23 protein-coding genes are annotated in these 24,915 nt (G+C 58.5%); 13 read left to right on the top strand and 10 right to left on the bottom strand.

What is annotated here, in order from left to right:
* Positions 1–138: 138 nt before the first annotated feature.
* From VN622_15170 to hemQ, 3 genes are read right to left on the bottom strand one after another with little or no spacing between them, the layout of a single operon-like run.
* Positions 139–807, bottom strand: coding sequence for a DedA family protein (locus VN622_15170; GenBank protein ID HWR37203.1), 669 nt, complete (start codon positions 805–807; stop codon positions 139–141).
* Between the two features lie 51 nt (positions 808–858).
* Complete coding sequence (locus tag VN622_15165; protein HWR37202.1) at positions 859–1,086, bottom strand: hypothetical protein; 228 nt, start codon at positions 1,084–1,086, stop codon at positions 859–861.
* 57 nt (positions 1,087–1,143) lie between these two features.
* Positions 1,144–1,995 carry a hydrogen peroxide-dependent heme synthase gene (gene hemQ / locus VN622_15160; protein ID HWR37201.1) on the bottom strand — a complete coding sequence of 284 codons (852 nt, stop codon included), beginning with the start codon at positions 1,993–1,995 and terminating at the stop codon, positions 1,144–1,146.
* A gap of 57 nt (positions 1,996–2,052) precedes the next feature.
* Here hemQ and VN622_15155 point away from each other — a divergent pair, with 57 nt between their 5' ends.
* Entirely contained in the window at positions 2,053–2,856 is an 804-nt protein-coding gene (locus tag VN622_15155) for a chlorite dismutase family protein (protein HWR37200.1), read from the top strand.
* Positions 2,856–3,728, top strand: a complete 873-nt coding sequence (gene nth, locus VN622_15150) for an endonuclease III (protein ID HWR37199.1) — start codon at positions 2,856–2,858, stop codon at positions 3,726–3,728. The genes VN622_15155 and nth overlap by 1 nt, the downstream gene beginning before the upstream one ends.
* A 21-nt stretch (positions 3,729–3,749) precedes the next feature.
* On the opposite strand, the gene VN622_15145 is transcribed toward nth, so the two are convergent.
* Positions 3,750–4,103 carry a hypothetical protein gene (locus VN622_15145; protein HWR37198.1) on the bottom strand — a complete coding sequence of 118 codons (354 nt, stop codon included), beginning with the start codon at positions 4,101–4,103 and terminating at the stop codon, positions 3,750–3,752.
* A gap of 13 nt (positions 4,104–4,116) precedes the next feature.
* Here VN622_15145 and VN622_15140 point away from each other — a divergent pair, with 13 nt between their 5' ends.
* Both VN622_15140 and VN622_15135 read left to right on the top strand, forming a co-directional pair.
* A complete protein-coding gene (locus VN622_15140) occupies positions 4,117–4,533 on the top strand; it encodes a hypothetical protein (GenBank protein ID HWR37197.1) in 417 nt (138 codons plus the stop codon).
* A gap of 354 nt (positions 4,534–4,887) precedes the next feature.
* Positions 4,888–6,879: a S9 family peptidase gene (locus VN622_15135; protein HWR37196.1), complete on the top strand. Its 1,992-nt coding sequence runs from the start codon at positions 4,888–4,890 to the stop codon at positions 6,877–6,879.
* A 45-nt stretch (positions 6,880–6,924) separates the two neighbouring features.
* Here VN622_15135 and VN622_15130 read toward each other — a convergent pair whose 3' ends face one another.
* From VN622_15130 to VN622_15110, 5 genes are all read right to left on the bottom strand, one after another.
* Positions 6,925–7,782, bottom strand: a complete 858-nt coding sequence (locus VN622_15130) for a uroporphyrinogen-III synthase (GenBank protein ID HWR37195.1) — start codon at positions 7,780–7,782, stop codon at positions 6,925–6,927.
* Between the two features lie 25 nt (positions 7,783–7,807).
* A complete protein-coding gene (gene hemC / locus VN622_15125; GenBank protein ID HWR37194.1) occupies positions 7,808–8,746 on the bottom strand; it encodes a hydroxymethylbilane synthase in 939 nt (312 codons plus the stop codon).
* A gap of 19 nt (positions 8,747–8,765) precedes the next feature.
* Positions 8,766–10,136 carry a glutamyl-tRNA reductase gene (hemA, locus tag VN622_15120; protein HWR37193.1) on the bottom strand — a complete coding sequence of 457 codons (1,371 nt, stop codon included), beginning with the start codon at positions 10,134–10,136 and terminating at the stop codon, positions 8,766–8,768.
* Entirely contained in the window at positions 10,133–10,948 is an 816-nt protein-coding gene (ccsA, locus tag VN622_15115; protein ID HWR37192.1) for a cytochrome c biogenesis protein CcsA, read from the bottom strand. Before ccsA ends, hemA begins: the two co-directional genes overlap by 4 nt.
* Positions 10,949–11,171: 223 nt before the next feature.
* Complete coding sequence (locus tag VN622_15110; protein ID HWR37191.1) at positions 11,172–11,531, bottom strand: hypothetical protein; 360 nt, start codon at positions 11,529–11,531, stop codon at positions 11,172–11,174.
* 193 nt (positions 11,532–11,724) lie between these two features.
* Here VN622_15110 and VN622_15105 point away from each other — a divergent pair, with 193 nt between their 5' ends.
* Positions 11,725–11,991 (top strand): hypothetical protein, encoded by a 267-nt coding sequence (locus VN622_15105; GenBank protein ID HWR37190.1) that lies wholly within the window; start codon positions 11,725–11,727, stop codon positions 11,989–11,991.
* Positions 11,992–12,069: 78 nt separating this feature from the next.
* On the opposite strand, the gene VN622_15100 is transcribed toward VN622_15105, so the two are convergent.
* Positions 12,070–13,077, bottom strand: coding sequence for a DUF4931 domain-containing protein (locus tag VN622_15100; GenBank protein HWR37189.1), 1,008 nt, complete (start codon positions 13,075–13,077; stop codon positions 12,070–12,072).
* A 167-nt stretch (positions 13,078–13,244) separates the two neighbouring features.
* On the opposite strand from VN622_15100, the gene mutS reads away from it, so the two are divergent.
* The 8 genes from mutS (at position 13,245) to cysK (ending at position 24,914) form a co-directional block, all read left to right on the top strand.
* Complete coding sequence (mutS, locus tag VN622_15095) at positions 13,245–15,920, top strand: DNA mismatch repair protein MutS (protein ID HWR37188.1); 2,676 nt, start codon at positions 13,245–13,247, stop codon at positions 15,918–15,920.
* 236 nt (positions 15,921–16,156) lie between these two features.
* On the top strand, positions 16,157–17,266 hold the full coding sequence (nagZ, locus tag VN622_15090) for a beta-N-acetylhexosaminidase (GenBank protein ID HWR37187.1): 1,110 nt from the start codon (positions 16,157–16,159) through the stop codon (positions 17,264–17,266).
* A gap of 14 nt (positions 17,267–17,280) precedes the next feature.
* Positions 17,281–18,423 (top strand): anhydro-N-acetylmuramic acid kinase, encoded by a 1,143-nt coding sequence (locus VN622_15085; protein HWR37186.1) that lies wholly within the window; start codon positions 17,281–17,283, stop codon positions 18,421–18,423.
* Complete coding sequence (locus tag VN622_15080; GenBank protein ID HWR37185.1) at positions 18,416–19,975, top strand: ABC transporter substrate-binding protein; 1,560 nt, start codon at positions 18,416–18,418, stop codon at positions 19,973–19,975. Before VN622_15085 ends, VN622_15080 begins: the two co-directional genes overlap by 8 nt.
* Positions 19,976–20,306: 331 nt before the next feature.
* Complete coding sequence (locus tag VN622_15075) at positions 20,307–21,104, top strand: TIGR00282 family metallophosphoesterase (GenBank protein ID HWR37184.1); 798 nt, start codon at positions 20,307–20,309, stop codon at positions 21,102–21,104.
* Complete coding sequence (locus VN622_15070) at positions 21,104–21,862, top strand: HAD family hydrolase (protein HWR37183.1); 759 nt, start codon at positions 21,104–21,106, stop codon at positions 21,860–21,862. The genes VN622_15075 and VN622_15070 overlap by 1 nt, the downstream gene beginning before the upstream one ends.
* A gap of 113 nt (positions 21,863–21,975) precedes the next feature.
* Positions 21,976–23,820 (top strand): hypothetical protein, encoded by a 1,845-nt coding sequence (locus tag VN622_15065; GenBank protein ID HWR37182.1) that lies wholly within the window; start codon positions 21,976–21,978, stop codon positions 23,818–23,820.
* A gap of 122 nt (positions 23,821–23,942) precedes the next feature.
* Positions 23,943–24,914 carry a cysteine synthase A gene (cysK, locus tag VN622_15060; protein HWR37181.1) on the top strand — a complete coding sequence of 324 codons (972 nt, stop codon included), beginning with the start codon at positions 23,943–23,945 and terminating at the stop codon, positions 24,912–24,914.
* The last annotated feature ends 1 nt before the right edge of the window (position 24,915 follow it).

Raw genomic sequence — 24,915 nt, 5'->3', positions numbered from 1 at the left:
GATCCCTCTTGCCAGCTAGCTGGAATTTGCAACCAAACAAATGGGCCGCCCGAATCGGACGGCCTCACGCACAAAATGTTTCGACTACGCGCCCGAAATACGAGTGCTCCTCTCAACATGACGTTCCCGGTAGCTTGGCTACCGTTCCGTGACCATGTCCTTTTCCTTGACGTTCGCGGCGCGTGCGCGGTGCTGCCAATGCGACCACACGAACCAGATCACGCCCAAGATCAGGATGCCGCCGATCACGGCGTCAAAGCGATGGAACCAGGTCTTTAGCGCTGGGTTGGTGTTCCAGCTTTCGCCAAGCTTTAGGCCGACGTAGGCGAGCATGTAACACCATGGCCACGAACCAAGAAACGTGTAAACGTGGAAGCGGACGCGCGGCATGCGCGCGATACCAGCGGGCAGCGCGATGAACGTCCGCACGACGGGGAGCAGGCGCGCCACGAAAACGGTGACATCTCCGTATTTGGCGAAGAAGCGCTCCGACATGTCGAGGTCGTGCATGTTGAGCAGGATGTACCGTCCCCACCGCTCAACAAGCGGTCGCCCGCCGTAGTAGCCGATTTCGTATGCGAGCACTGAACCGACATTGCAACCGATCGCGCCCAAGGTTGCCACCATCCAAAGCGAGCTAAAGCGCCCTGTGTAGACCAGGTAGCCCGAAAACGGCATGATGATTTCCGACGGCAGTGGAATGCATGCCGACTCGATGGCCATCATCAGCACGATGCCGAGATAGCCCGTCGCTGAGATGCCCCAGATTACAAATGCGCCAAGCGTTTCAATCAGTTTCGCGATCATGATATGTATGGGTAGCTTGTTGCGAGCCGCAACGAAATATCAGATTCCAGGTCAGAAGCTCTCGCTGTCCTGGGTAAATGTGTAACCGGGGAGTGTCGCTCCCTCCGCGCTCTTGGATACCTTTACGCGAGTCGACTCTGCCGTGGCAGCCGAAGCATCCGCGCGGCGGAGGATCGCATATTGCGTGAACACTTCGTTGTAGAGCTTGGTGACCAGGAAGTTCTGGCCGCTGTCGTCGTGCCGCCACACTTGTCCGAGTTGCAGAGCTTTTACGGCCATAGAATGAGTGTAATTTGTAATCGCGAATCTGGTAATTCGAATCTTACTGAAGCGTCATTACGCGACTTTCCCCTCAAAAAGATCGCCCAACCGTTCCAGCCTGACCCTGACTCCGATATAGAATGTGCCGAAATTGGAGTAGACGCCGCTAACCTCGTCGAAGCGCATTTCGTAGATGAGCTTTTTGAACACGACGGGGTCGTTGCCGAAAAGATCCACGCCCCATTCCCAGTCGTCATAACCGATGGAGCCGGAGATAATTTGCTGAACGCGTCCAGCGTAGCGGCGTCCGATCATGCCGTGCAGATCCATCTGCCTTTGCCGCTCATCGATCGGAAGCGTGTACCAGTTCTTGTGCTCGCCCCGACGCCGATCCATCGGATAGAAGCAGATGTAGCGCTGGTCGGGAATTTTGGGGAACAGTCGTGGGCTCATCGCATGCTGCTGCCGCTCCACGGTTTCCTGTACCTCCCGATTCCACTCTTCCGAATGCGGGACGACGCCGCGCTCGCTGAGAGAGGCATAGAGCTTTACAGACGAATCGTGCAAGCTGAGTTCAACGACAGATACGTAGGACGATGCAGGCTCTAGAAACTCCTGTATGCGAAGGCTGTTCAGTTTCAATTGCGCAGCATTCAGTTCGTCGAGCGTCTTGCGGAAGTGCACGAACATCAGATCGCCCTTATGCCCGAGCAGCGAGAAGATACCGGAAGCGCCTTCGGCCTCAGCCTCTCCGAAGACGGCATTGAGTTCGCGCAGAATATCGCTTCGCTCGGCAGCGGTGAGCCTGCGCCACTCGGCCCAGCGGAAACGCATCATCTGGTGCAGCACGCTTGAGCCTTCAAGTGTGAGCGGAACTGCTGGTGCTTCGGCGCTCGCGCTGGGCGCGGCGGCGTGTCTGGAATTCATCGTCACTCCCGTATGTGATACTGCGGCAGAATCTCCATTGTAATCTGAGCAGCGGGAATGCGTGCAGAGCTTGAGGAAATGCGCGTGTCCGGCGTTCCTGTTACCATCTTCGGTAACTGGCTCAGGCGCAGGCGCCTGAACTGCGCGAGATCTCAAGACATGACGCCTTCGAAAGAAAATCGCCGGCAATTCGTCAGCTTTTCCTTTTACCGCGTCAGCCCCGAATGGCGACGGCTTCCGCAGGTTGAACGCGCCGAACACCGGCGCGAGTTCGCCGAAGTCATACGGCGCTGGAGCGAGCAGGTAGGAGTTCTCGGCTATTCGCTCGTCGGGCTTCGCGCGGATTGCGACTTCCTGCTGTGGCGCATCGCGTACTCGCTCGACGAGTTGCAGGAAATGTCAGCCCATCTGCTGCGCACGCATCTCGGCGGATACATCCAGAAGCCCTATTCATACCTGTCCATGACGCGACGTTCGAAATACATGATTGGCAGTGATCGCGGGCAGCACAGCGAGCTTCCGGCCATGCTGAAGCCGGGAGGATGCAAGTACCTGTTTGTCTTTCCGATGGTGCGGACGCGTAATTGGTACGTACTTCCCTTTGAGGAACGTGAGCGCATGGTGCACGAATTGACCAGGGCGGGACATGAGTTCACGAAGGCGCACGCGAATGTCATGTACTCGTTCGGACTCGACGACCAGGATTTTGTCATCACGGTCGAAACGGATGAGCCAAGCGAAATGTTAGAGCGTGTATTGCGCTTACGCGAGAGCGATTCGAGCACCTATGTTCAGCGCGATACGCCGAACTTCACGTGCGTGCGCGCAACGATCGAAGAAATGCTGGAGAAAATTGGCTAATGGCGCGCGGAATGGAAACTCGGCAACCCTCGAAAAGTGGCAAGCAGGTGGGCACCAAACCGGTGCGCGGCGGAGAGAAGCTGCTTGCGCGTGCCGGGAAACAGCCGGCAAATACAGCCGCTAAGTCGCTCAAGAAGCCCGCAAAAAAGCCGTCAACGGCGATTTCGAGCGACGCTGCGAGGCGGGCAGATGGTTACAATCCACTCGCGCCGGAACGCATTGGCGAGATTCTGAAGCGGCTGGACGGAGCCTACCCGAATGTGAAGTGTGCGCTGACGCACTCGAATGCCTGGGAGCTGACGGTTGCAACGATCCTGTCGGCGCAGTGTACGGACGTGCGAGTGAACATGGTCACGCCCGCCCTTTTCAAGAAGTATCCGACTCCGCAGGCTTTTGCTGCGCTGGAACCGGAACAACTGGAGCCGGACATCAAGTCGACCGGCTTCTTCCGCAACAAGGCGAAGTCCATTGTCGGTGCAGCGAGAAGACTGGTTAACGAGTACCACGGTGTCGTGCCGGATGACATGGATGCGCTTCTTTCGCTTCCTGGCGTTGCTCGCAAGACTGCGAACGTGGTGCTTGGATCGTGGTTCGGCAAAGCCGAAGGCGTGGTGGTCGATACGCACGTACTCCGGATTTCGCGCCGCCTCGAACTAACGGCGAATGACGACCCTCCCAGGATCGAGCAGGACCTGATGAAGGTGATACCGCGCGACAAGTGGATCGACTTCGCGCACCAGCTCATCCACCACGGACGCTCGTTATGCGTGGCGCGGCAACCGAAGTGCGCCGGTTGCCCATTGGAAAACCTGTGCCATGCAGCTGATAAGACATGGAGCACGGTCGACATCCATCGCACAGCACAGCCCTGAGCGACGGCTTGTCTGAAAGCCCTAGTCCTGCGCCGCCTTCTGCAAAGAGACGATCTTTCCGGCGTCGAAGACCGTGAGAAAGGCGTCCACCACGGCGGGTTCGAATTTCGCCCCTGCACCGCGTGCGATCAAGGTCCTGGCGACCGCAGGTGAGAGTGCGGAACGCCGGTCTACATCGTGCGTCAGCAAGTCGAATTCCTCGGCAACGGCAAGCACCTGGGCCTCTATTGGGAGCGCGCTCGCTGCTCCTGCCGGACGCAAGGCGATCGGCAACACCCGTCTTAACTGGGCGAAGTCTTCCGAATCGTGACTGGATGAGCGGCGAATACCATCTTCCTCGGCAGATGCGCTGAGGCGCGCAACCTTGCGCAGCATGTCCTCGTTCAGGTTGAAAGAACGAAGATCGCTCAACAGCGCCCGCGCCACGCGCATCCTCAATCTGCTCGCGATTGAGTCCCAACTCTTCGGCGATGACGCCGGTGTAATAGGCGACACGCCGAAGATGATCATGCGAAGCGGCGTCACGTGTGAGGAAGTAGCGCAGAAGCTGAATGAATCCGCGATACATCTCGTGCATCTCGCGAAACAGGCTTCCCGTCGCATAGGCAAACACGACCAACAGGCCGCCCCAAATGGTGATCCGCGACCAGGCGTCTATCGGAAGAGGCATTCGGCTGTAGCCGCCCATCAGCGTATCGCGAATGAAGATGCCACCGACAACGATGAAAACGCTGGCGCAGGCCGTCAGCGTCGCATGGCGGCGTCCCATGAAATAGGCCGAGAACAGCGTTGGCAGTACATATAGAAACAGCAGCATCTGGTTGAATGCGCCGAAGGTATTCAACAGTGCCGAAATCAACAGGAGCGAAAGCACGATCCACCACTCTTTGTTGATTTCGGACAGACGTGAAAGTCGAGTTGCCACCTGCCACCTCCAGAGCACGCATATTCGCGAGCTTGCACTGACTAAGCGGAACCTGTTATCGGAAGCCCCTGAGGGAGGCACACGAAGGCTATCACGACAAGACAAAATTTCGGCACCCGTCAGTACCCACCTAAGTAACCATTCGCAACTGCCCAAACGTACGGGTCCGAAGCGAGTTGGCGTGCGCGAAAGCGTGGGGTATGCTGTGGGAATTCCAATAGGAGATACGAGGACATGTTCCGTCTTTGTTTCAGAAGCGGCGTGGTGCGACTGTTTGTTATTTTGGTACTTATGAGTTCGTCGATGATGTCGCAAACGCTCCCTGCCCCGCAGGCGGTCACCGATCCTAAAAAGCTCGAAAGCAAGAACAAGCCCGACCTGCAGGGCTTCTTGATCGAGAAGCTGTACATGACGCGGGCCATCGGGGGTACTGCCTGGTCGCCCGACGGCAAGCAGATTGCCTTCGTTTCCAACATGAGCGGGCGAAGCAATGTGTGGACGGTCCCCGGCGCCGGCGGGTGGCCCACGCAGTTGACGATCAGCGATCAGCGCCAGATGTCTCCTGCGTGGTCGCCTGATGGCCGCTGGATCGCCTACATGAGCGACTACGACGGCGATGAGATGTGGGAAATCTTTGTGGTCTCGCCGATGAACGGCGATGTCGTCAACCTGACGACATCGCGACAGACGGCAGAAGAAAGCCCCGCGTGGTCGCCGGATGGAAAGCGCCTGGTTTACACGACGAAGCCGAAGACCTCACCCGTCGCCGAGGTGGACATCATCGACGTGGAGACCCGCCGGACTGTCCATCTCACGAAAGACACACCGCGCGAGTGGTCGAACTCGAATCCGATCTGGTCGAAGGATGGCAAATGGATCGCCTTCAACCAGAGTCGCGCTGACGGTAAGGACTCGAACATCTATGTCGCCGAGGTCGCGACCGGCAAGCTGGAAAACGTAACGCCGCACACCGGCGAGCACAACTACCATGTGGCGGATTGGTCTCCGGATGCGAAGCAACTGCTGATTACGTCTGACGCTGCGAACGATTACGACAATGTAGGAATGCTCGACGTCGCATCGAAGCAGATCGCTTGGCTGACGCGGGACAAGTGGGAAATCGAGGCGGGTGGGTTTTCACCAGACGGCAAGCTGGCCACGTGGACGGCGAACGTAGACGGAAACGTCGACATCTTCGTTTACGACGTCGCCACAAAAAAGACTGAGGCGCTGCCCATCAAGAAGGGCGTGAACTCCCTGGGCGGTGCCGAGTCGGCGTTCACAAAGGACGGCTCGCGACTGCTCTACTACCATAATGGAGCGGACTCTCCGAATGACGTATGGGTGTACGATATGGCGCCTCGCACATCGCTCCAAGTAACTCATGCCATGGTCGCCGGTCTGCGCTCCGAGGACATGGTGGAGCCGTACCTGGTTCACTACCCGAGCAAGGATGGGAAGTGGACGCTCTCGGCTTGGGCGTACGTTCCCAACAACATCATTCGCAACGCGAAGTACCCGGCGATCGTGTACATACACGGCGGACCGACCGCGCAGTCGATGAACGGCTTCAATCGCATCGTGCAGTACATGGTGAACCAGGGATACGTGGTAATCGCACCGAACTATCGCGGATCGACCGGGTATGGCAAAGACTTCATCGAGGCGAACCGGATGGACGCGGGCGGCGGCGAACTGCAGGACGTGGTGGATGCGGCGGAGTTCATTAAGAACTCCGGATTCATCGATCCGAAGAAGCTGATCGTGATGGGCGGTAGCTATGGCGGATATCTCTCGATGATGGCAGTGACGAAGTTTCCGGAACTGTGGGCGGCGAGTGTGCCCATCGTGCCCTTCGTGAACTGGTTTACGGAGTTCGAGAACGAAGACCCGGCATTGCAGGAATATGACCGCAAATTCATGGGAGATCCGGTTAAGAACAAGGCCTTGTGGGAAGACCGTTCACCGATTTTCTTCGTAGAAAAGATCAAGGCTCCGCTGCTGCTGCTGGCCGGCGGGAACGATCCGCGGTGTCCCAAGACCGAAGCGCAGCAGGTGGCAGATGCGGTGAAAAAGCGCGGAGGCGTGGCTCAGTTGAAAATCTACGAGAATGAGGGCCACGGCTTTGCCCGCGTCGAGAACCAGATTGACGCTTACAAGCGTGTGTCGGACTTCTTGAAGTCACATGTTCCGAGCCCGGGATGCGGGTGTTCCGTGGCTTTTTGATACGCTGGGCTACAGCTAAATATGAGGCGCGCTTTCAAGTGCGCCTTACTTTTTGGCTTTATTCGGGGCCGAATTGAACGGGTTGGATTGCGCGAGCTTCACGATGCCTTCGACCAGGCCTGGAATCGTATACGCCTCGGCCTGGACATCGACGGCGAGACCGTATTCGCGGAGTGTGTCGGAAGTGACGGGGCCGATGGACGCGTTGTAGAGGCCGCGAATTAGTTTCGACTGGCCGGAGCGTATACCGAGCAGTGCAACGTAATTGCGCACGGTTGAAGAACTGCTGAATGTCATGACATGAGGGCGCCGCTTCGGGTCCGCAAGTGTTGCGCGGAGGCGCGTGCGTGAGGAACTGGGAATAACGGTCTCGTAGGCTTCCACCACATCGAGGTATGCGCCGGCGCGGCGGAGTTCGCGAGGGATGACATCGCGAGCAACTTTCGCGCGGCAAAGCAGCACGCGCTTTCCTTTCACTTTCTCCGCGAGTGCATCGACGACAGCTTCGGCAACATATTCTTTTGGAGTGACTGCGACGCGAAGCCCGTGCTTTTCAATGGCAGCCCTGGTTGCAGGCCCAATGGCCGCAATCCGTAGATGGGCAAGTTCGCGCATTGAAACATTGAGCTTCTGCATGCGTTCGACCAACGCATCCACGCCGTTAACGCTGGTGAGTATGAGCCAGTCGTATTCGGAAAGAACCTTCAATGCATCGTTCAGCGGCTTCAACGAGCGCGGTGCTCGGATTTCAATGAAAGGGATTTCTGTGACGTCGGCACCTTCTGCGCGAAGAAGGTCCGTAAGCGCGCTCGCCTGTTTCTTTGCGCGTGAAACGACGATGCGCCAGCCAGAGAGAGGCTGTGCGGTTGGGGCCTTTCGAGTTGTGGTTGCGGAACTTGGCATTTGTGATTTGCCTGGACAGCGAACGCTACGGCTGTTGAGGTACGGCGACGGCAGCTTCCCCGTAGACTTCACGCAGAATCTGGTCGGCGCCGCGGCCGAGCAGCGTATCGCCCACACGCTCGCCGAGTGCGACTGCGTCGGTTCCCGTCTGAACCTCGCGTAAAACCGTGGTGCCGTCTGGCCGTGCGCAAACGCCAACGAGCGTGAGTATGCCATTCACCATGATGGCATGAGCGCCGATGGGCACCTGGCATCCACCGCCAAGCTTATTCAGCAGCGCGCGTTCTGCAGTGGTTGTTGCGCGGGCAACCGCATCATCAAGAAACTTCAGGTGGTCGCGCATGACGGTGTCGCCGAGGCGAATTTCTATGCCGAGCGCGCCCTGACCGGCGGCCGGGCACATAACTTCCGGCCGGATAACCTGGCGAACAAGTTGCGTTTTGTCGAGACGGAAGAGGCCGGCAGCGGCGAGGATAATTGCGTCGTACTCGCCCTCTTCAAGCTTCCGTACGCGAGTATCTACATTACCGCGCAGCGGGAATATATCGAGGTCGGGACGCACCTTCATGAGTTGAGCCTGTCGGCGAAGGCTGCTGGTTCCGACGCGCGCTCCTTTGGGCAGTTCTTCCAAACTCCCGTACTTGACTGAGAGGAATGCGTCGCGCGGATTTTCTCGCGTCGTAATGGCAGCGATTTCGAAACCCGGAGGCAGCGCGGTCGGAAGATCTTTCAAGCTGTGAACGGCGAGATCGACGCGGCCTTCGGCGAGTGCTTCCTCAATCTCTTTTGTAAACATGCCCTTGGTGCCGACTTTCGCGAGCGCGACGTCTGTAATCTTATCGCCCGTGGTCTTGATGATCTCCAGTTCAACCTGGTGTCCATGCTCGCGAAGAAGTGCGGAAATGTGGTTGGCTTGCCAGAGAGCTAGTTGCGAGCCGCGGGATCCGATGCGAAGAAGGGCCATTCTGAAAGCAATCCTTAAGTTACCCGTGCGACTTCTTTTCGGTGACACACGAGCCTGTCTCGTCGGGTGCGCTTGCGCCAATGGGCGCGGGTGATGCTTGAGCCCCAGAAGCGGCGTCGGCCTCAGCCTTGCGCACGTCGCGCAGGTTGAAGATGCGACGCACCAGGTCAATGACCGTGGTGGCTTCCGGATCGCGCGCCGCCGACTTCAATGTTGTGATCGGCGTGTGCATGATCTTGTTGATGATGCCGCGCGTTAGCGCCTCGATGGCGATTTCCTGCTCGGGCGAGAGTGTGCCAAGTCTTCCACGAACGCGATCAATCTCCGCCTGACGCACGGTTTCAAGGTGCTCCTGGAGCGACACGATCGTCGGCACCACGTCGAGCGTTTGCAGGCGCTGCCGGAACTTGACGACTTCAACCTCGACGAGATCTTCGGCACGTGCGGCTTCGCGGCGTCGATCGCCGAGATGCGAGGAAACGACCTGCTGCAGGTCGTCCATATCGTAAACGAAGATGCCATCGAGATCGTTGAGCCCGGGATCGATGTCGCGCGGAACAGCCATATCGATGAAAAACATCGGCCTGTTCCTGCGCTTCTGAAGAAAGCGCTCGCCGTGTTCCTTGCGAAAGATGGCGTGCGGAGCGCCAGTGGAGCTGATGATGATGTCGGCGCGGTCGACCGAGTCGTAGAGCCGTTCAAACGGGATGGCTTCGCCCTCAAACTTGCCTGCCAGGGCTACCGAGCGTTCATAGGTGCGATTGGCAACGTAGATCTTCCCTGCTCCGTGGGCGATCAGATGGCGTGCGGCAAGCTCCTGCATCTTCCCTGCGCCCACCAGATACACGCTCTTCCCAGCCAGGCTCCCAAAGATCTTCTGCGCAAGTTCCACGGCTACGGAAGCGACGGAGACGGAGTTACTGGCCACCGCAGTTTCGTTGCGAACTTTCTTGGCGACGGCAAAGGCTCGCGTCATAAGCGCGTCGAGCTGGGAGTCTACGCTGCCCACCGCACGTGCTACGGCGTAGGCCTCCTTCACCTGGCCAAGAATCTGCGGCTCGCCTACGACCATGGAATCAAGGCTTGAGGCGACGCGGAACACGTGGCGTATGGCTGCGAGTCCCTTGTGCTCGTACAGGTGCTTTTCGAATTCGTTCGACTCGAACCGGTAGTATTTTCGAAGGAAGTCGCGAAGGTCGCAATCGCCGTTCTTGGAGCGGGCAATCATCTCCACTCGGTTGCAGGTGGAGACGATCAGCGCTTCTTCGATGCCGGGATACTCGGCGAGCTGGCGTGTTGCCTCGGAAAGCCGGGCTTCGGGAATAGCGAAACGTTCGCGTACCCCGACTGGCGCCGTCTTGTGGTTCACGCCGATGACGAAGAAGTTCATGGAGCAACGAACCTATGCACGCTGCTTAGGTAATTGGCGGCCCAGGCACACACGGCAGCGATGAAGGCAAAGGTGGCGAGATAGGCAGCCTTGCGCCCTCGCCAACCGGAATTCCAGCGTGTGTACAGCAGTACCACGTACACGCCCCACATGATCAGGGAGAGCAGCACTTTGGGATCGCTGAAATACGAAACGCCAAATCGACTCTGCGCCACGACGGACCCTGCGACGAGGCCCAGCGTCATGAACGGGAACCCGAGCAGCAGCGCACGATATCCGAGGTCGTCGATGACCTGCAAGGCAGGCATACGGCTCAACAGTCCGATGGGCTGCTTGGACTTTAGACTGTGCGCCTGCAACAAGTACAACAGGCTTGCTACGAAGCTCAGGAACAGGGACGCATAACCTATCAGCAGCATGCAGACGTGCGCCAGAATCCATCCGCTACGCAACATGGGCGAGCTGAATTCAACCGGACGCTGGGCGAACGCCGACCCGAAGGTAAGCAAAAAGGCCAGCGGAAATATGAAAAGTCCGGGCGAACTGGTGCGAAACCGCGCATACACCACCATGAAGATGACGACGATGAGCCATGCCAGGGCGGATTCGGCGTGGCGGATAGTGAGCAGGTCCTGGTAACCGTAGAGAATGGCTGTTTCCGCAAGGGAAACGAAATGGAAGACCATGCCAAGGCCGACTGCGGGAACGGCGATGCGCGACAGCCAATCGCCTTTCTTGCTTAACAGCAAGACCGCATAAAGGAGGCCGATGCCGTAGAAGACAGTCGCAATCCTGAGCCAGAATAGAGGCATAAATGCGTTCGTTGCGAAACCGGGCGCGCACTGAAATTCCGTAATCCCAGCTTGAAATTCGATTATACAGTCGCACCAGAGCTGGTTTAGTGTGTCAGTCACGTATGGGTGTGACGTGCGTCACATCCCCCGGGCAAAGCAGTACTCGTGTCTCCCTCGCAAGGCGCCCAAGTGAACGTTCTGCGCACGGCGAGAAATGAGTCACCGTCGCATTCGTCTGCCTTTATCCGTCAAGTTCCAGAGGCGCGAGAAGCTCTTCGATGTTGCCGGAGTCCACCTGAAGATGCCGGCCGTCTTCCATCATCTTCTCGACATTGTCGAAGGCCTGAAAAAGCCGCATCTTGGCCGAGGCGTACTGCTCAGTCCCCGAGAGCTGTCGTCCGTGAGTTAACGCCCAGCCTTCCAGGGATTCTCGACGAATCGCGACTGTGACGGCGAACATCGTCTTGCGGTCAGCCGTTACGTCGAAGATGTACTCGGTTCCAGCAACGGCGGAATTGCGGGACGGACGGCTTCCCACAAAATAGTACTGGTACACGTATCCAGTCTGCCCGGTGTAGCTCTTGAGACGGCGCACTGCCATGAGCCCAATTGTAATGGGTCGCGCCTGCGCCGAACACTTCCGGCATTGTTGTTTCAGGGCAGTTCGAGGCCAGCAGCGTGGAATTAATCGACAGCGAGAGCGGGCCAGCAGTCTCCGAAGCGCGCGGGGAGGCATCCTAGCTATGAACCATTCCTCCTAATGACAGAAACCCTCAACCGAAAGGAATTGAATCATGCGCGACATGGACACAAAGGTGTATCGAGGAGAATCCGAAGACCGCTTTACCGGTGCAATCGAGTCACAGACATCGAAGATTCCGTCGTCAGGTTACCTGGCAGCAGCCATCAGTTCCATGGCTGCTTCCGCGGTTCTGAAGGCTATGGGCCGGAACGAATGGTCGCTTTTCGTCGGGCAATGGGCGCCGGCATTCCTGATTCTTGGCGTTTACAACAAGATGGTGAAGCAGCACGGCTCGGACGTATATAGCAAGGCTGCTTAGTACAAACAGGCATCGCACCCGCAGCTCGCAGGCGCCGCGCGGAAACGTGCGGCGCTTCCCTTTTGGCTGCCGGCCCAGCTACGTGGATATGCCGAGCTGTTCAACGGGGGCTTCCCGCAATCGCGAAGCTGCGGATTCTGGTGAGATGTCGCTGAAGTACACCTCCTTAAAGCTGTAAGACTTTTCTTTGCGACCGAGCAGCGGCATGATTTCAATATGCCAGTGATAATCCTCGTCGATGCTGCGCCAGTAATTCAGGACATTGGAGCGGTGCGTCGTGTTCGGCGAGGTATGTAGGACGAGGTGGAAGCTGTCTGCCAATGAGCGAATGCGATTCAGCGAGCGCTTCAGAAGAACCGCGCAGTCACGCAGGATTCCGGGACGCGCCAGCGTTCCTCGCTCAAAATATGCTTCGTGGTTCTTCGGCATGATCCAGGTCTCGTATGGCACGCGAGGGGCATAGGGACAACTCGCCACGTAATCGCCACGTACTTCGATAATGCGCCGGCGATCCTGCAATTCCTGATCCAGGATGTCGCAAAATACGCAGCGTTCCTTCTGCTGGTAGTGATCGCGTGCGGCGCGTAGTTCGTAGAGCACACGGCGCGGTACGAAGGTGCTGGCGACGATCTGAGATGTAGGGTGATCGAATTCCTGCCCGGAGAGCGGGCCGTAGTCCTTAAACACGCTTACGTACTTGAAGCGATGATCGCGCTTGAGGTCCTGGATTCGCTGCGCGCATAAGATCAGGAATTGTTCGATCTCCTCGTCCGAGGCCAACCAAAGATGGCGATCGTGGCGCGGATTCTCAACCAGAACTTCGTGAGCGCCAACAGGACGCATCTTGTCGTAGAGGCCCTCGCCACGACGCTGCGGATCGCCCTCGACTCTATACAGTGGAGCGGGATGAACGACGGCACGCGCCGACCAGGAACCGCCATCCACCGATGGCATGGAAGAGATAATTTGCGCTTGCTGAGGCGACTCCGGGCAATAACGGCAGAAGGGCTCGTTGCGCAACCCGGGCTCGGCATCATCGCCGGAGACGATCCATGAACGCGTGATGGGATCTTTACGCAGTTCCATACGATTCCAAGGTAAACACCGCCGGGGCAGAAGAGTCAACCGTCGGGAACCTGGCGGGCAGGCGACCTGCAATGCAGCGAAAGTAGAGTTGGAGGGCCGAGTTCCTGAACTTTGGGGCGGCCTCGTTTGTTATACTGGCGCCCATCCGCAAATAGTTTTTTGACCTAATGACTGAACCCACCACGCCATTGATGCGCCAGCACGCGCAGATCAAGCGAGAACATCCGACCGCGCTGCTCTTCTTCAGGGTGGGGGATTTCTACGAGCTTTTCCTCGAGGATGCTGTTGTTGCCGCCCGTGAATTGCAAATAACGCTGACTTCACGCAGTAAGGACTCGGGCGTAGCCGTGCCCATGTGCGGCGTTCCTTACCACGCGGCAGAAAACTACGTCGCAAAGCTAATTCGCAAGGGCTACAAGGTCGCCATCTGCGACCAGGTGGAAGACCCAAAGCTCACGAAGAAACTGGTGCGTCGGGAAGTGACGCGCGTAATGACGCCAGGGACGGCGCTGGACTCGCAGGCCGGGTCGGAGGAAAACAACTTTCTAGCCGCCGTGGCGCGTAAGGGCACAGCGGTTGGTTTCGCCGCGCTGGATCTTTCGACCGGAGAATTTTGTGCAACCGAGTTCACCGGTGACGATGCGGATCGGCGCGCGGTGGAAGAGTTGCAAACGCTCAGGGCAAGGGAGTTGTTGTTTGCCAGTTCCCTGCCGCTCTTTGAAGTGCTGCGTAAGGCTCCGCAACTCACTGGAGTAGCGCAGGCGGCGGCTGCACCGATATTGGCCGCGCCGGAATTGACCTCGGGCGTTCGCTGGGCGGAGACGCCGCTCGAAGATTGGATCTTCGCGGCTGACTACGCGATTCCGCTGGTTGAAAACCATTTCGGAGTGTTGTCGCTGGAGGGGTTCGGCCTAGCTGGACGTCCGGCGGCGGCGATTGCTGCGGGAGCGATTCTGCACTATGTACGCAGCACGCAGCGTGGTTCGCTCGACCACGTGGATCGCATTGGGTTCTACGAACGGCAAAGCTGCCTGGTGCTGGACGCAGTGACAGTTCGGAACCTGGAGCTGGTTGAGCCACTGTTCGCGGGCGCCGGCGACAACATAACGTTATTCCGGGCAATCGATTGCACGGTAACGCCGATGGGCAAGCGGCTGCTGAGGTCATGGATACTGCGGCCGTCCATCGAACGCCCCGAGATCGAGCGCAGGCTGGACGCGGTGGAAGCCGGGGTGAAGGACACGATCGCGCGCGAAGAACTGCGCCGCGCGATGGACGGCATTCTGGACATCGAGCGACTGTTGAGCCGCGTAACTCTCGAAACGGCGAATCCGAGAGATGTGATCGCGCTGGCCGCATCGCTGGCGAAACTGCCGCGAGTTCGGACGGCGGCATCGCGCCTCAATTCAGAACGCCTGCAAGCGCTGCACACGGCGATGGACGAGCTGGTCGATTTGCGCGAAGACATGGAGCGCACGATCGAGGCGGAGCCTCCACTGACGCTGGCCGATGGTGGAGTAATTCGCTCCGGCGTTGATGCCGAACTCGATGAGCTGAGAAACCTGAGCCGCAATGGCAAGCAATACATCGCTCAGATTGAGCAGCGGGAGCGCGAGCGCACCGGCATCGGTTCGTTGAAGGTCAAGTTCAACAACGTCTTCGGTTACTACATTGAGTTAAGCAAGGTGAATTCGCACCTTGCCCCGCAGGACTACGAGCGTAAGCAGACGCTGGTCAACGCAGAGCGTTTCACAACTCCCGAACTTAAAGAATATGAAACGAAGGTGCTGGACGCGCAGGAGAAGATCGTCGAGCTGGAGCGGCGATTGTTTGCCGAGCTGCGACTGCGCATAACGGCACAGGCAAAGCGCGTACGGCAGACGGCCTTGGCGCTGGCGGAAGTTGATGTCCTGGCAGCGCTGGCGAATTTGGCGGCGGTGCGGAACTACTGTCGCCCGAAGTTCGACGAAAGCGGCGACATAGAAATTGCCGGCGGTCGGCATCCGGTCATCGAACAAGCCGAGCTGACGGGCAGCAACGACCGGTTCGTTCCGAACGATCTTTACCTGAACAACTCGAGTCACGCGGTGATGGTGTTGACTGGCCCGAACATGGGAGGCAAATCCACCTACCTGCGGCAGTCTGCGCTAACCGTGCTGATGGCGCAGATGGGTTCGTTCGTGCCTGCGCGACAGGCGCGGCTCAGCGTAGTGGACCGCATTTTTACGCGCATCGGCGCCAGTGACAATCTGGCGCGCGGGCGTTCGACCTTTATGGTGGAGATGACGGAGACGGCGGCGATCCTGAATACTGCCACGCCGCAATCGCTGATCCTGCTGGATGAAATTGGACGCGGCACTGCGACCTATGATGGACTGGCAATTGCGTGGGCTGCAATTGAGTTTATACACGCGAGGACGCGGTCGAAGACGCTGTTCGCGACGCATTACCACGAACTGACGGACTTGGAAGAACTGCTCAAAGGCGTAAAGAACTATCACGTATCGGTGAAGGAGAGCGGCGGCGGAATCGTCTTTCTGCGCAAGGTGGAAAAGGGCGCTGCAGATAAGAGCTACGGAATCGAAGTGGCAAAGCTGGCGGGCTTGCCTGCGGAAGTAATCGCGCGAGCGCGCGAGGTGCTAGCCGAGCATGAGAACGCCGAACGCGAGGCGACGCATCATCTTGCCGCCGTAGAGGAGCGCACGCCACGTGCGGCTCAGTTAACCATTTTTACGCCGCTATCGAATACGGTTGTGGATCGCATACGTGATGCCGATCTGAATCGGCTTACGCCGCTGGAGGCGCTGAATCTGCTGCACGAACTGAAGAAACAGTTAGATTAGGGCAGACGGCTTGACTCGTAGTGAAGTAACAAGGACGGGGGAAACGATCCGTCGTCCCCGCTATTGCTATCGATTGCGTGTGCGTATTATTGCGAAACTTCTACGGTTTCCTTGTTGGCTGGAATCGTTGGCGAGAATCGAACAATTTCGCTACAGAGAGCAGATGCTTCGCTGCGCTCAGCAGAAACTCTTAGCGAGATTTTCTGCATCGCGCTGATGCTTAACAGGTGAACTCGATGCCCAAAGATATTCCCTCCCAAATCGGACAACTGCTTACTTTTGGCTTTGATGGTACAGAGGTGTCCGCGAAGCTACGGGCGACGCTGGCAACAATGCAGCCGGGTGGGGTCATCCTGTTCTCGCGCAACATCGAGTCGCCGGCGCAGACGCACGCTCTTTTGCGTGAGTGCCAGAAGTCGGTCGCGACGCCCATGCTCCTGTGCGTGGACATGGAAGGCGGCACCGTAGACCGCCTGAAAGACGTGATCGCACCCGCGCCGTCCGTCGCCGACGTGTTCGCCACGGGCGACAAGAGGCTGTTTCGCAAGCATGGGCAACTGATTGGTAAGGAAGTGCACCTGCTCGGCTTCAACGTGGACTTTGCTCCCGTGGTGGACCTCGGCTTTGAGGCGTCGAAGACGGTGATGACGTCACGCACGGCTTCCCCGAACGCAACCGATACGGTGGCGTATGCGCGCGGGTTCCTGAAGGGATTGAAGGACGAGCACGTGCTGGGCTGCGGCAAGCACTTCCCCGGGCTCGGGGAGGCCAACCTGGACACGCACCACAAGCTGCCCTCGATCGAGAAGTCGTGGAAGAAGCTGTGGGACGAGGACCTTGTGCCGTACAGGACGATGCGGCGAGAGTTGCCGTTCGTGATGGTTGCCCATGGGGCGTATCCGGCGGTAACGAAGGATTCAACTCCAGCTTCTATCTCGAAGAAGTGGATCGCCGAGATTCTGCGCAAGAAGATCGGCTACAAAGGGCTGGTTATCTCGGACGATCTGGAGATGGGCGGCGTGCTGGCGGCGGCCTCGATCGAAAACGCCGCGGTGGAGACGATACGCGCCGGCGCCGATATCTTCCTGGTATGCCGCAACGATGAGCATGTTTGGCGCACATACAATGCGGTTCTCCGCGAGGCCGAGCGCGACAAGCGGTTCGCCAGGCTGGTGGAGACGGCGGCCAAACGCGTGCTTACATTCAAAAAGAAATCAGCAGAACTGAAGCACAGGCCAGTGTCGGTACCGACGCAGGCAATGGTGGACAAGTTGCGCAGGCTGAACTGGGAGTTCACTGAGCGGGTGCGGTTGGCTTCTATGACCGCGATGGCGGGGTCTGTTTAGGGAACGAGGCGAGCGTGATTGTTGCGGGTGTGATGAGTGGAACATCGGCGGACGGCATCAACGTGGCGCTGGTGCGCCTCGCGGGCAGCGGCTTCCGCACGCGATTCGAACTGCTGGCGCACGAGGAGTTCCCTTACCCAGGCGCGGTGCGTCGGACCGTACTCTCCATGATGAACGCCACGGCCGCGAGCGTGGCGGACCTCGCGCGATTGAACTTCCTGCTCGCGGAACTCTATGCGGACGCCGTGCTGGAGACTCAGCGACGCTCGGCAACGAAGTGCGAGCTGGTGGGATGCCACGGACAGACTCTCTATCACCAGGGCGAAGCCGAGAGCTTCCTTGGACGCAAGCTGGCCGTGACGTGGCAGACGGGGGAAGGCGCGGTGCTGGCCGCGCGTGTCGGCGTGCCGGTGGTCAGCGATTTCCGCCCTGCAGACATGGCCGCCGGCGGCAAGGGCGCACCCCTGGTTCCCTTCCTCGACTACCTGCTGTACCGAAATGCAACGCGTGGACGCATCGTGCAGAACATCGGCGGCATTGGGAACCTTACGGCCATTCCGGCGGGCGCCACGGCGGAAAGCGTTGTTGCCTTCGACACCGGCCCCGGCAACATGGTGATTGACGCAGTCATGGAGAGGCTTTTCGACAAGCGCTTCGATCGCGATGGCAAGGTGGCCGCGAAGGGCCAGGCGCTTCAGACGGTGGTGAGCGAGGCGTTGCGCGATGCGTTCTTCCGGCGCAGGGCACCGAAGACGGCTGGCCGCGAACAGTTTGGACGCGAGTATGTGGAGTTGTTCCTGAAGCGTTGCGGGCGGGCGCGTAAAGAAGACGTTATCGCGACGGCTACGTTGCTGACCGCGCGCTCGATTGGCGAGGCGGTGCGAGTGCTCTCGGACGGTGAGCGCAAGTTCCACGACTTCCTGGTCTCCGGCGGCGGAGCGAAAAATCCGACACTGATGTCGATGATCGGAGAAGAATTACATCGGCGCGGACTCAAGCTGCGGTCCACCGACGAACTCGGGTTACCGGCGGAGGCAAAAGAGGCTGTGGCGTTCGCGGTGCTTGCATTCGAGACATGGAACCGGCGGCCGTCAAACGTGCCCTCAGCCACGGGCGCGAACAGACCGGCGATCCTGGGGAAGATTTCGTATGTATAGGGCGCGAGGCACGAGTCGCCGGTCGCGAACCTCGGTTGTCATGATGTTGCTGCTCGCGGCGTGCTTCGCTACGTCGTGTTCGCGTAAGCCGGAGGCGAACACGGCGGTGATGATCATCGAGAGCAGTCCCACGAACCTCGATCCGCGCGTGGGAACCGACGCCCAGTCGGAACGCATTGGCAAACTCGTGTTCGACGCGCTGCTCCATCGAAACGAAAAGTTCGAAGTGGAACCCTGGCTGGCGGAGCGCTGGGAAGTCCCAGACCCGCTGACCTACGTCTTCCATTTGCGACACGACGTGCGCTTCCACGATGGGCGGCAGATGACTTCGGCAGACGTGAAATGGACGTTCGATTCGATTCTGCTCGGTAAAATTCGTACGCCGAAGGCGAGCACGTACCGATTCGTCGAGCGCGTGGATGCACCTGATAACTGGACCATCGTCTTCCATATGAAGGAACCGTATGCGTCGCTGCCGTGGAACCTGTCGGATGGCGCGATCGGAATCGTGCCGAACGGCAGTGGCGATGAAATCACGCGCAGTCCCATCGGGACAGGGCCCTTCAAGCTGGCGAGCATGGAGCAGGATCGGCAAGTCACGATCGAGCGCAACCCTCACTATTGGGGCACTAAAACGAAACTTGAACGCGTGCGATTCATCGTGGTGCCGGATGCGACGACACGCGCGTTGGAGTTGCGCAAAGGCAGCGCCGACGTCGCCATCAACGCGTTGACGGCAGACATGGTACTAACCCTGGAGAAGGACAACGGCCTCGTAGTGCAGCGCTCGCCTGGGACCATCTACACCTATCTGGCTCTGAACCTTCGCGACCCGATATTGCAGGATCGCCGCGTGCGGCAGGCGTTGGCGTTCGCGGTAGACCGCCGACCGATGATTCACTATCTGTGGCGCGACATGGCGCGCCCGGCCGCAAGTGTCTTACCGACGCAACACTGGGCGTACACGGATGATGTGCCAAAGTACAACTACGATCCGGAGAAGGCGCGCAAGTTGTTGGACGAGGCGGGGTATCCGGAACGCGGTGGCGTGCGCTTCCACCTGACGATGAAGACCTCAACGGAGGAATCCACCCGCTTGCTGGCGGCAGTATTGCAGCAGCAATTACGCGCAGTGGGAATCGTGCTGGACATTCGAAGCTTCGAGTTCGCGACCTTCTACTCCGATGTAGTGAAAGGCTCATTCCAGTTGTATTCGCTGCGCTGGATCGGCGGCAACGAGGATCCAGACATCTACGAGCACGTGTTCGAGTCCACCAGCACTCCGCCAAAGCGCGCGAATCGTAGCTACTACGCAAACCCGCGCGTGGACGAACTGATCCACCAGGGGCGGGCGACGCTGGAGAAGCAGGCGCGCAAGCAGATCTATGCGGAAGTGCAGCGACTGATAGCCGAGGACCAGCCATATATCAATCTTTGGTATCTGGACAACGTTCTGGTGCACACGCGCCGGCTTCGCAACATAGAGATGAGTTCGTCTGGCAATTACGATTTTTTGAAAGTGGCAGAACTGTGGCAAGAAGTTCGGCAGTAGTGAAACTTCCCGAACTCTCAAGCTGTGCCGCTCGGATTTCGATTGTCTTTCTAAACCAAAGTTACAACCGGAGTTGAACGCTCCCTTTGACTCGGTGCTGATGGTAGGGGTTCTTCGACCCCGCGACTGCGTTGCTCCGCTCAGGAAGAAAACGGCGTCGCCGCGCAAGCCAGCATCGAACATTGGTCTCGAACATAAGTCTCCTGTGCGGGGCGATTTTTCACTTGAGGGCCAAGTCCCACCTGTTGGACCGCTCCATTGAACATCTGAAGTGCGTGATAACATCAAGGTTTCATTCGAGAATTCTTCCGAATGCACGGAGTTGCCTTTAGTGCGGATACTTTTCGTAGGAGACATCTTTGGACGGCCGGGCCGCAGTATCGTGCACGATCATGTGCCACGTCTTGTCGCCGAACACAAGGTTGACCTGACGATCGCGAACGCCGAGAACGCCGCCGGTGGTTTCGGCGTGACACCGCAGATCGCAGAAGAGCTGTTTGAACTCGGGATCGACGTACTGACGACCGGCAACCATGTTTGGGATAAGCGCGAGATCATGGAGTACATGAACTCCGCGAATGGGAGTCCTTACTCGCCGGCAAGGAGAGTGCTGCGTCCCGCAAACTATCCCGCGGGCACGCCCGGACATGGGCTGTACGAAGGCAAGACTCGCGCCGGTGTGCCGTACGCCGTCATAAATTTGCAAGGGCGCGTGTTCATGACGACCATCGACGACCCTTTTCGCGTGGCGGACGACTTGCTCGCGCGCGTGTCGGCCAAAATCGTTTTTGTAGATATGCACGCCGAGGCGACTTCTGAGAAGGTGGCATTGGGCTGGTACCTGGACGGTCGCGTGACTGCCGTAGTTGGCACGCATACGCACGTGCCGACGGCGGACGAGCGCGTGCTTCCTAACGGTACCGCGGTACAGACGGATGTTGGCATGACGGGCCCGTACGATGGCGTGATCGGCGTGCAGAAGGAACTGATTCTGCAAAAGTTTCTGACAAGCCTGCCGTCCCGCTTCGAACCGGCGACCGGCGACGTACGACTCTGCGCCGTGCTGATCGACTGCGACGAAGCGACTGGGCGCGCAACTTCCATCGAACGCCTCATGATTCGCGACTGATGACCTCTGACCTGAGAAGCACGGACAACTCCGAATCGCACGTTGTCGAGGCGAATACGCCCGAGAAGATGGCCCATTCGGAGCAGGAATTTCGCTTGCTGGACTTCGACGCCTACCTCTTCGATATCGACGGCACTTTGCTGAACAGCCATGACGCGGTGCACTACAATGCGTTCCACAGCGCGCTGCAGAATGTGTATGGCTGTGAGTTGAAGATTGACAACGTACCGGTACACGGGAATACCGACATAGGAATCCTGCGCGCGGCGCTGAACGCGTATGGTGCGACGGAGGCGGAATTCTCCGCAGGTCTGCTGGATGCACTTGAACATATGTTTCGCTACGTGGACCGGAACGCCGGTGAACTGAGGCCGGTGTTGTGCCCAGGCACTCGGGCATTGCTGGAAACTCTGGCGAGCAGCGGCAAGGTGATCGGCATCGTATCCGGCAACGTGGAGCGCATTGGCTGGCTCAAGCTGGAAGCTGCGGGGATTCGCGAGTTCTTCAGCATAGGGTCGTTCAGCGATCGCAATGAGCTGCGGGAAGATATCTATCGCTGGGGCCTGGAGGAAGCGAGGCGCAGGCTTGGGAGCGATGTACGCGTCTGCTTTGTGGGCGATACCCCGGCAGATGTGCTTGCGGCGCGTGCGTTGAACATGCCTGTGATTGCCGTCGCAACAGGTATTTATCCCGTTGCGGAGCTGCAGAAACTGCGGCCATCCGCCTGCATATCGTGCTACGGCGATCTTATTGAGTAGTTCCCGGTCGATTTCGACCGATTCCCTTCCAGCTTTACTCGCCCGCATTGCCCGTACGCGGTAGAATCGGGTCTCTGATGCGGGGTCCTCTTTCACTCTTGTTGGCAGCAGCCATGAGCGCTCTGGGCGCGGCACAGTCCGCAGTGTCAGAAGCGCCGCAGGCTCACGCAGCGCAATCGGCGCAGGCTGTGGCAGTGCCCTGCGTGAGTGCAGTTGGCGAACAGAGGAGTGCTTGTGAGGTTTCCGAACGCGACAAGAAGGATGCTAAACGCGAGTTTGCGCGCGGGTTGAAGCGGCAGAACGCTGGCGGTATTCGGGAAGCGTTCTCGCATTTCGAAGTAGCGGCGAAGCTGAATCCGCGAAGCGTGGAATACATTACAGCGCGCGAAGTTATGCGTCAGCAGCTGGTTAACGAGGCACTGCAACGCGCGAATGCCGCAGACAAAGACGGACGCCGCGTCGAGGCCATGGCCGAACTCCGCGGCGCGCTGGAACTCGATCCCGAGAATGACTTCGTCAAGCAGAGAGTTCGAGACATCCTAGGCGCGTCGTCCGTGCAGGCAGAGCAACACTTCGATGTTTACGGAGCAGCGGCGGAAACGATCCTGACACCCGAGCCTGCGACCCACAATTTCCATTTCAAAGGATCGAGTCGCGAGCTGCTGGAGCAGGTGGCGCGAGCGTACGGACTGGTTCCGACCTTCGACGATAGCGTGGCAAGCCGACAGGTGAAGATGGAACTGGCCGGCGTGGATTTTGCTACGGCCATGTCCGTCGCATCACGCCTCACCAAGACTTTCTGGACGACGCTGGGAAGTAAGCACGTGCTGTTTGCGGCGGATACCGACCAGAACCGTCGCTCGCTTCAGCGCATGTCGATGCGGACGTTCTATGTGCCGGACGCATCGACTCCACAGGAATTGAACGATCTGCTGAACACCATGCGGGTGTTGTTCGATATACGCTACATCACACCGCAACCGGCTTCCGCAACCATCACCTTACGGGCGCCGCAGCCAACGCTTGACGCTGCAACGCAGTTCCTGGCAGGCCTATCGGACGGGCGGCCGCAGGTTTTGTTCGACATCAAAGTCTTCGAAGTCAGCCGCTCGCTCGTGCGGCAGCTTGGAGTCGACATTCCACTAGAGTTTCGCGCATTCAACCTGCCAACTGAAGCTGCGGGGCTGTTGGGCAATCAGAGTGTGCAGGACATCATTAACCAGCTAATCGCTTCCGGCGCTATTAACCAAGCAAACAGCACGGCTCTGGCGGCACTCGTCGCCCAGGTAATGAACCAGCAGAACTCGATATTCTCTACCCCGTTTGCGACGTTTGGCGGCGGCATAACCCTTATGGGCCTAACGATTCCGGGCTCTTCCTTAAAGTTCAGCGTTGACAACTCTACCGTTAAATCGCTGGAACATGTTACTCTCCGGGCGTCCCATATGAACCCGGCGATCATGCGCATAGGGACGCGCGTTCCGATCGTGAATGCGACATTTGCTCCAATTTTCAACTCAGCCGCGTTGTCGCAAGTTATTCAGAACCAGTCCTTCGAGGCACCGTTCCCGTCCATCACATACGAGGATATCGGCGTGAATCTGAAGGCGACGCCGCGGGTACACGAGCAAAGCGACGTGACAATTGATCTTGAACTGCAGGTCCGGGCGATTGGGACACAGAGCCTGAATGGTGTGCCCGTAATCTCCAATCGCGAGTACAAGGGAACAATCACGGTAAGGAATGGCGAGCAGGCGATTGTGGCAGGCTCGATGTCCACTTCCGAGCAGAAAACCCTGCGCGGAATCCCTGCGCTTAGCCATGTTCCAGTCGCGAATAGGGCAGTGAGTTCGGAGAACAGGCAGGAATCCGAGACCGAGTTGCTGATCGTGCTTACGCCTCACATTATCCGTTCTCGAGAGTCGAATAGTTCCAACCAGATCACGATGCCGCGATAGTACCGAAACATCCTTCCCTGTTTTGCCACAATCATTAGCTGGTTCAGTTCACGGCAATGCTTTGCGTCAACTTTTCGAGTGTGCTCATCCAATCGTGCAGGCCGTCACGCAGGGGTGAGACATTGAAGATTGCGAACGATGTTACAGAGTTGATTGGGCACACGCCGCTTGTTCGATTAAACCGCATAACAAGGGGCTGCAAGGCAACAGTTGTCGCAAAGCTCGAATGTTTCAATCCAGCAGCCAGTGTGAAGGACCGCATCGGCGTCAGCATGGTGCTGGAAGCCGAGCGCGAGGGGAAAATCAAGCCTGGCAAAACGATTCTGATCGAGCCAACGAGCGGAAACACTGGCATAGGGCTCGCCTTTACGGCGGCCGTGCGCGGTTACAAACTGCTCCTCGTGATGCCCGATTCGATGAGCATGGAGCGCCGCGTCCTGTTGCGCGCCTTCGGCGCAGACCTCGTCCTGACGCCCGGACCGAAGGGAATGAAAGGTGCGATCAAGAAAGCGGAGGAGCTTCTGGCGGAGACGCCGGACGGTTACATCCTGCAACAGTTCGACAATCCGGCCAATCCGAAGATTCACTACGAGACCACCGGTCCGGAGATATGGGACGACACGGATGGCAAGGTGGACATCATGGTCGCCGGCGCTGGCACGGGCGGCACCATCACGGGAGTTGGCCGCTATATCAAGCCGAAGAAGCCCGAATTCAAGATCGTAGCCGTTGAACCAGCGGACAGCGCGGTCCTTTCGGGCGGTAAGCCTTCACCCCACAAAATCCAGGGAATTGGCACTGGGTTCATCCCAAACAACCTCGACACAAGTTTGATCGACGACATCGTCACGGTGACGAACGATGAGGCAATCGAAATGGCGCGCCGCCTCGGCGTGGAGGAGGGACTGCTGTCAGGTATTTCATGCGGAGCTGCGGCATTCGCGGCGGTGAAGGTGGCCCGGCGCGAAGAGAATGTCGGCAAGCTCATCGTCGTGGTACTGCCGGATTACGGAGAGCGCTATTTAAGCAGCGTGCTTTTCCAGCATCTGCGGGACGAGTCGCAGCAGATGGCAACTGTGGACGTGGAGCTGTAGT

Source organism: Clostridia bacterium (genome assembly GCA_035561135.1).
In the GTDB taxonomy this organism is placed as follows: domain Bacteria; phylum Acidobacteriota; class Terriglobia; order Terriglobales; family Acidobacteriaceae; genus DATMYA01.
Note: the sequence above shows the minus strand (reverse complement) of the source record. Positions and strands in the feature narration are given on the sequence as shown.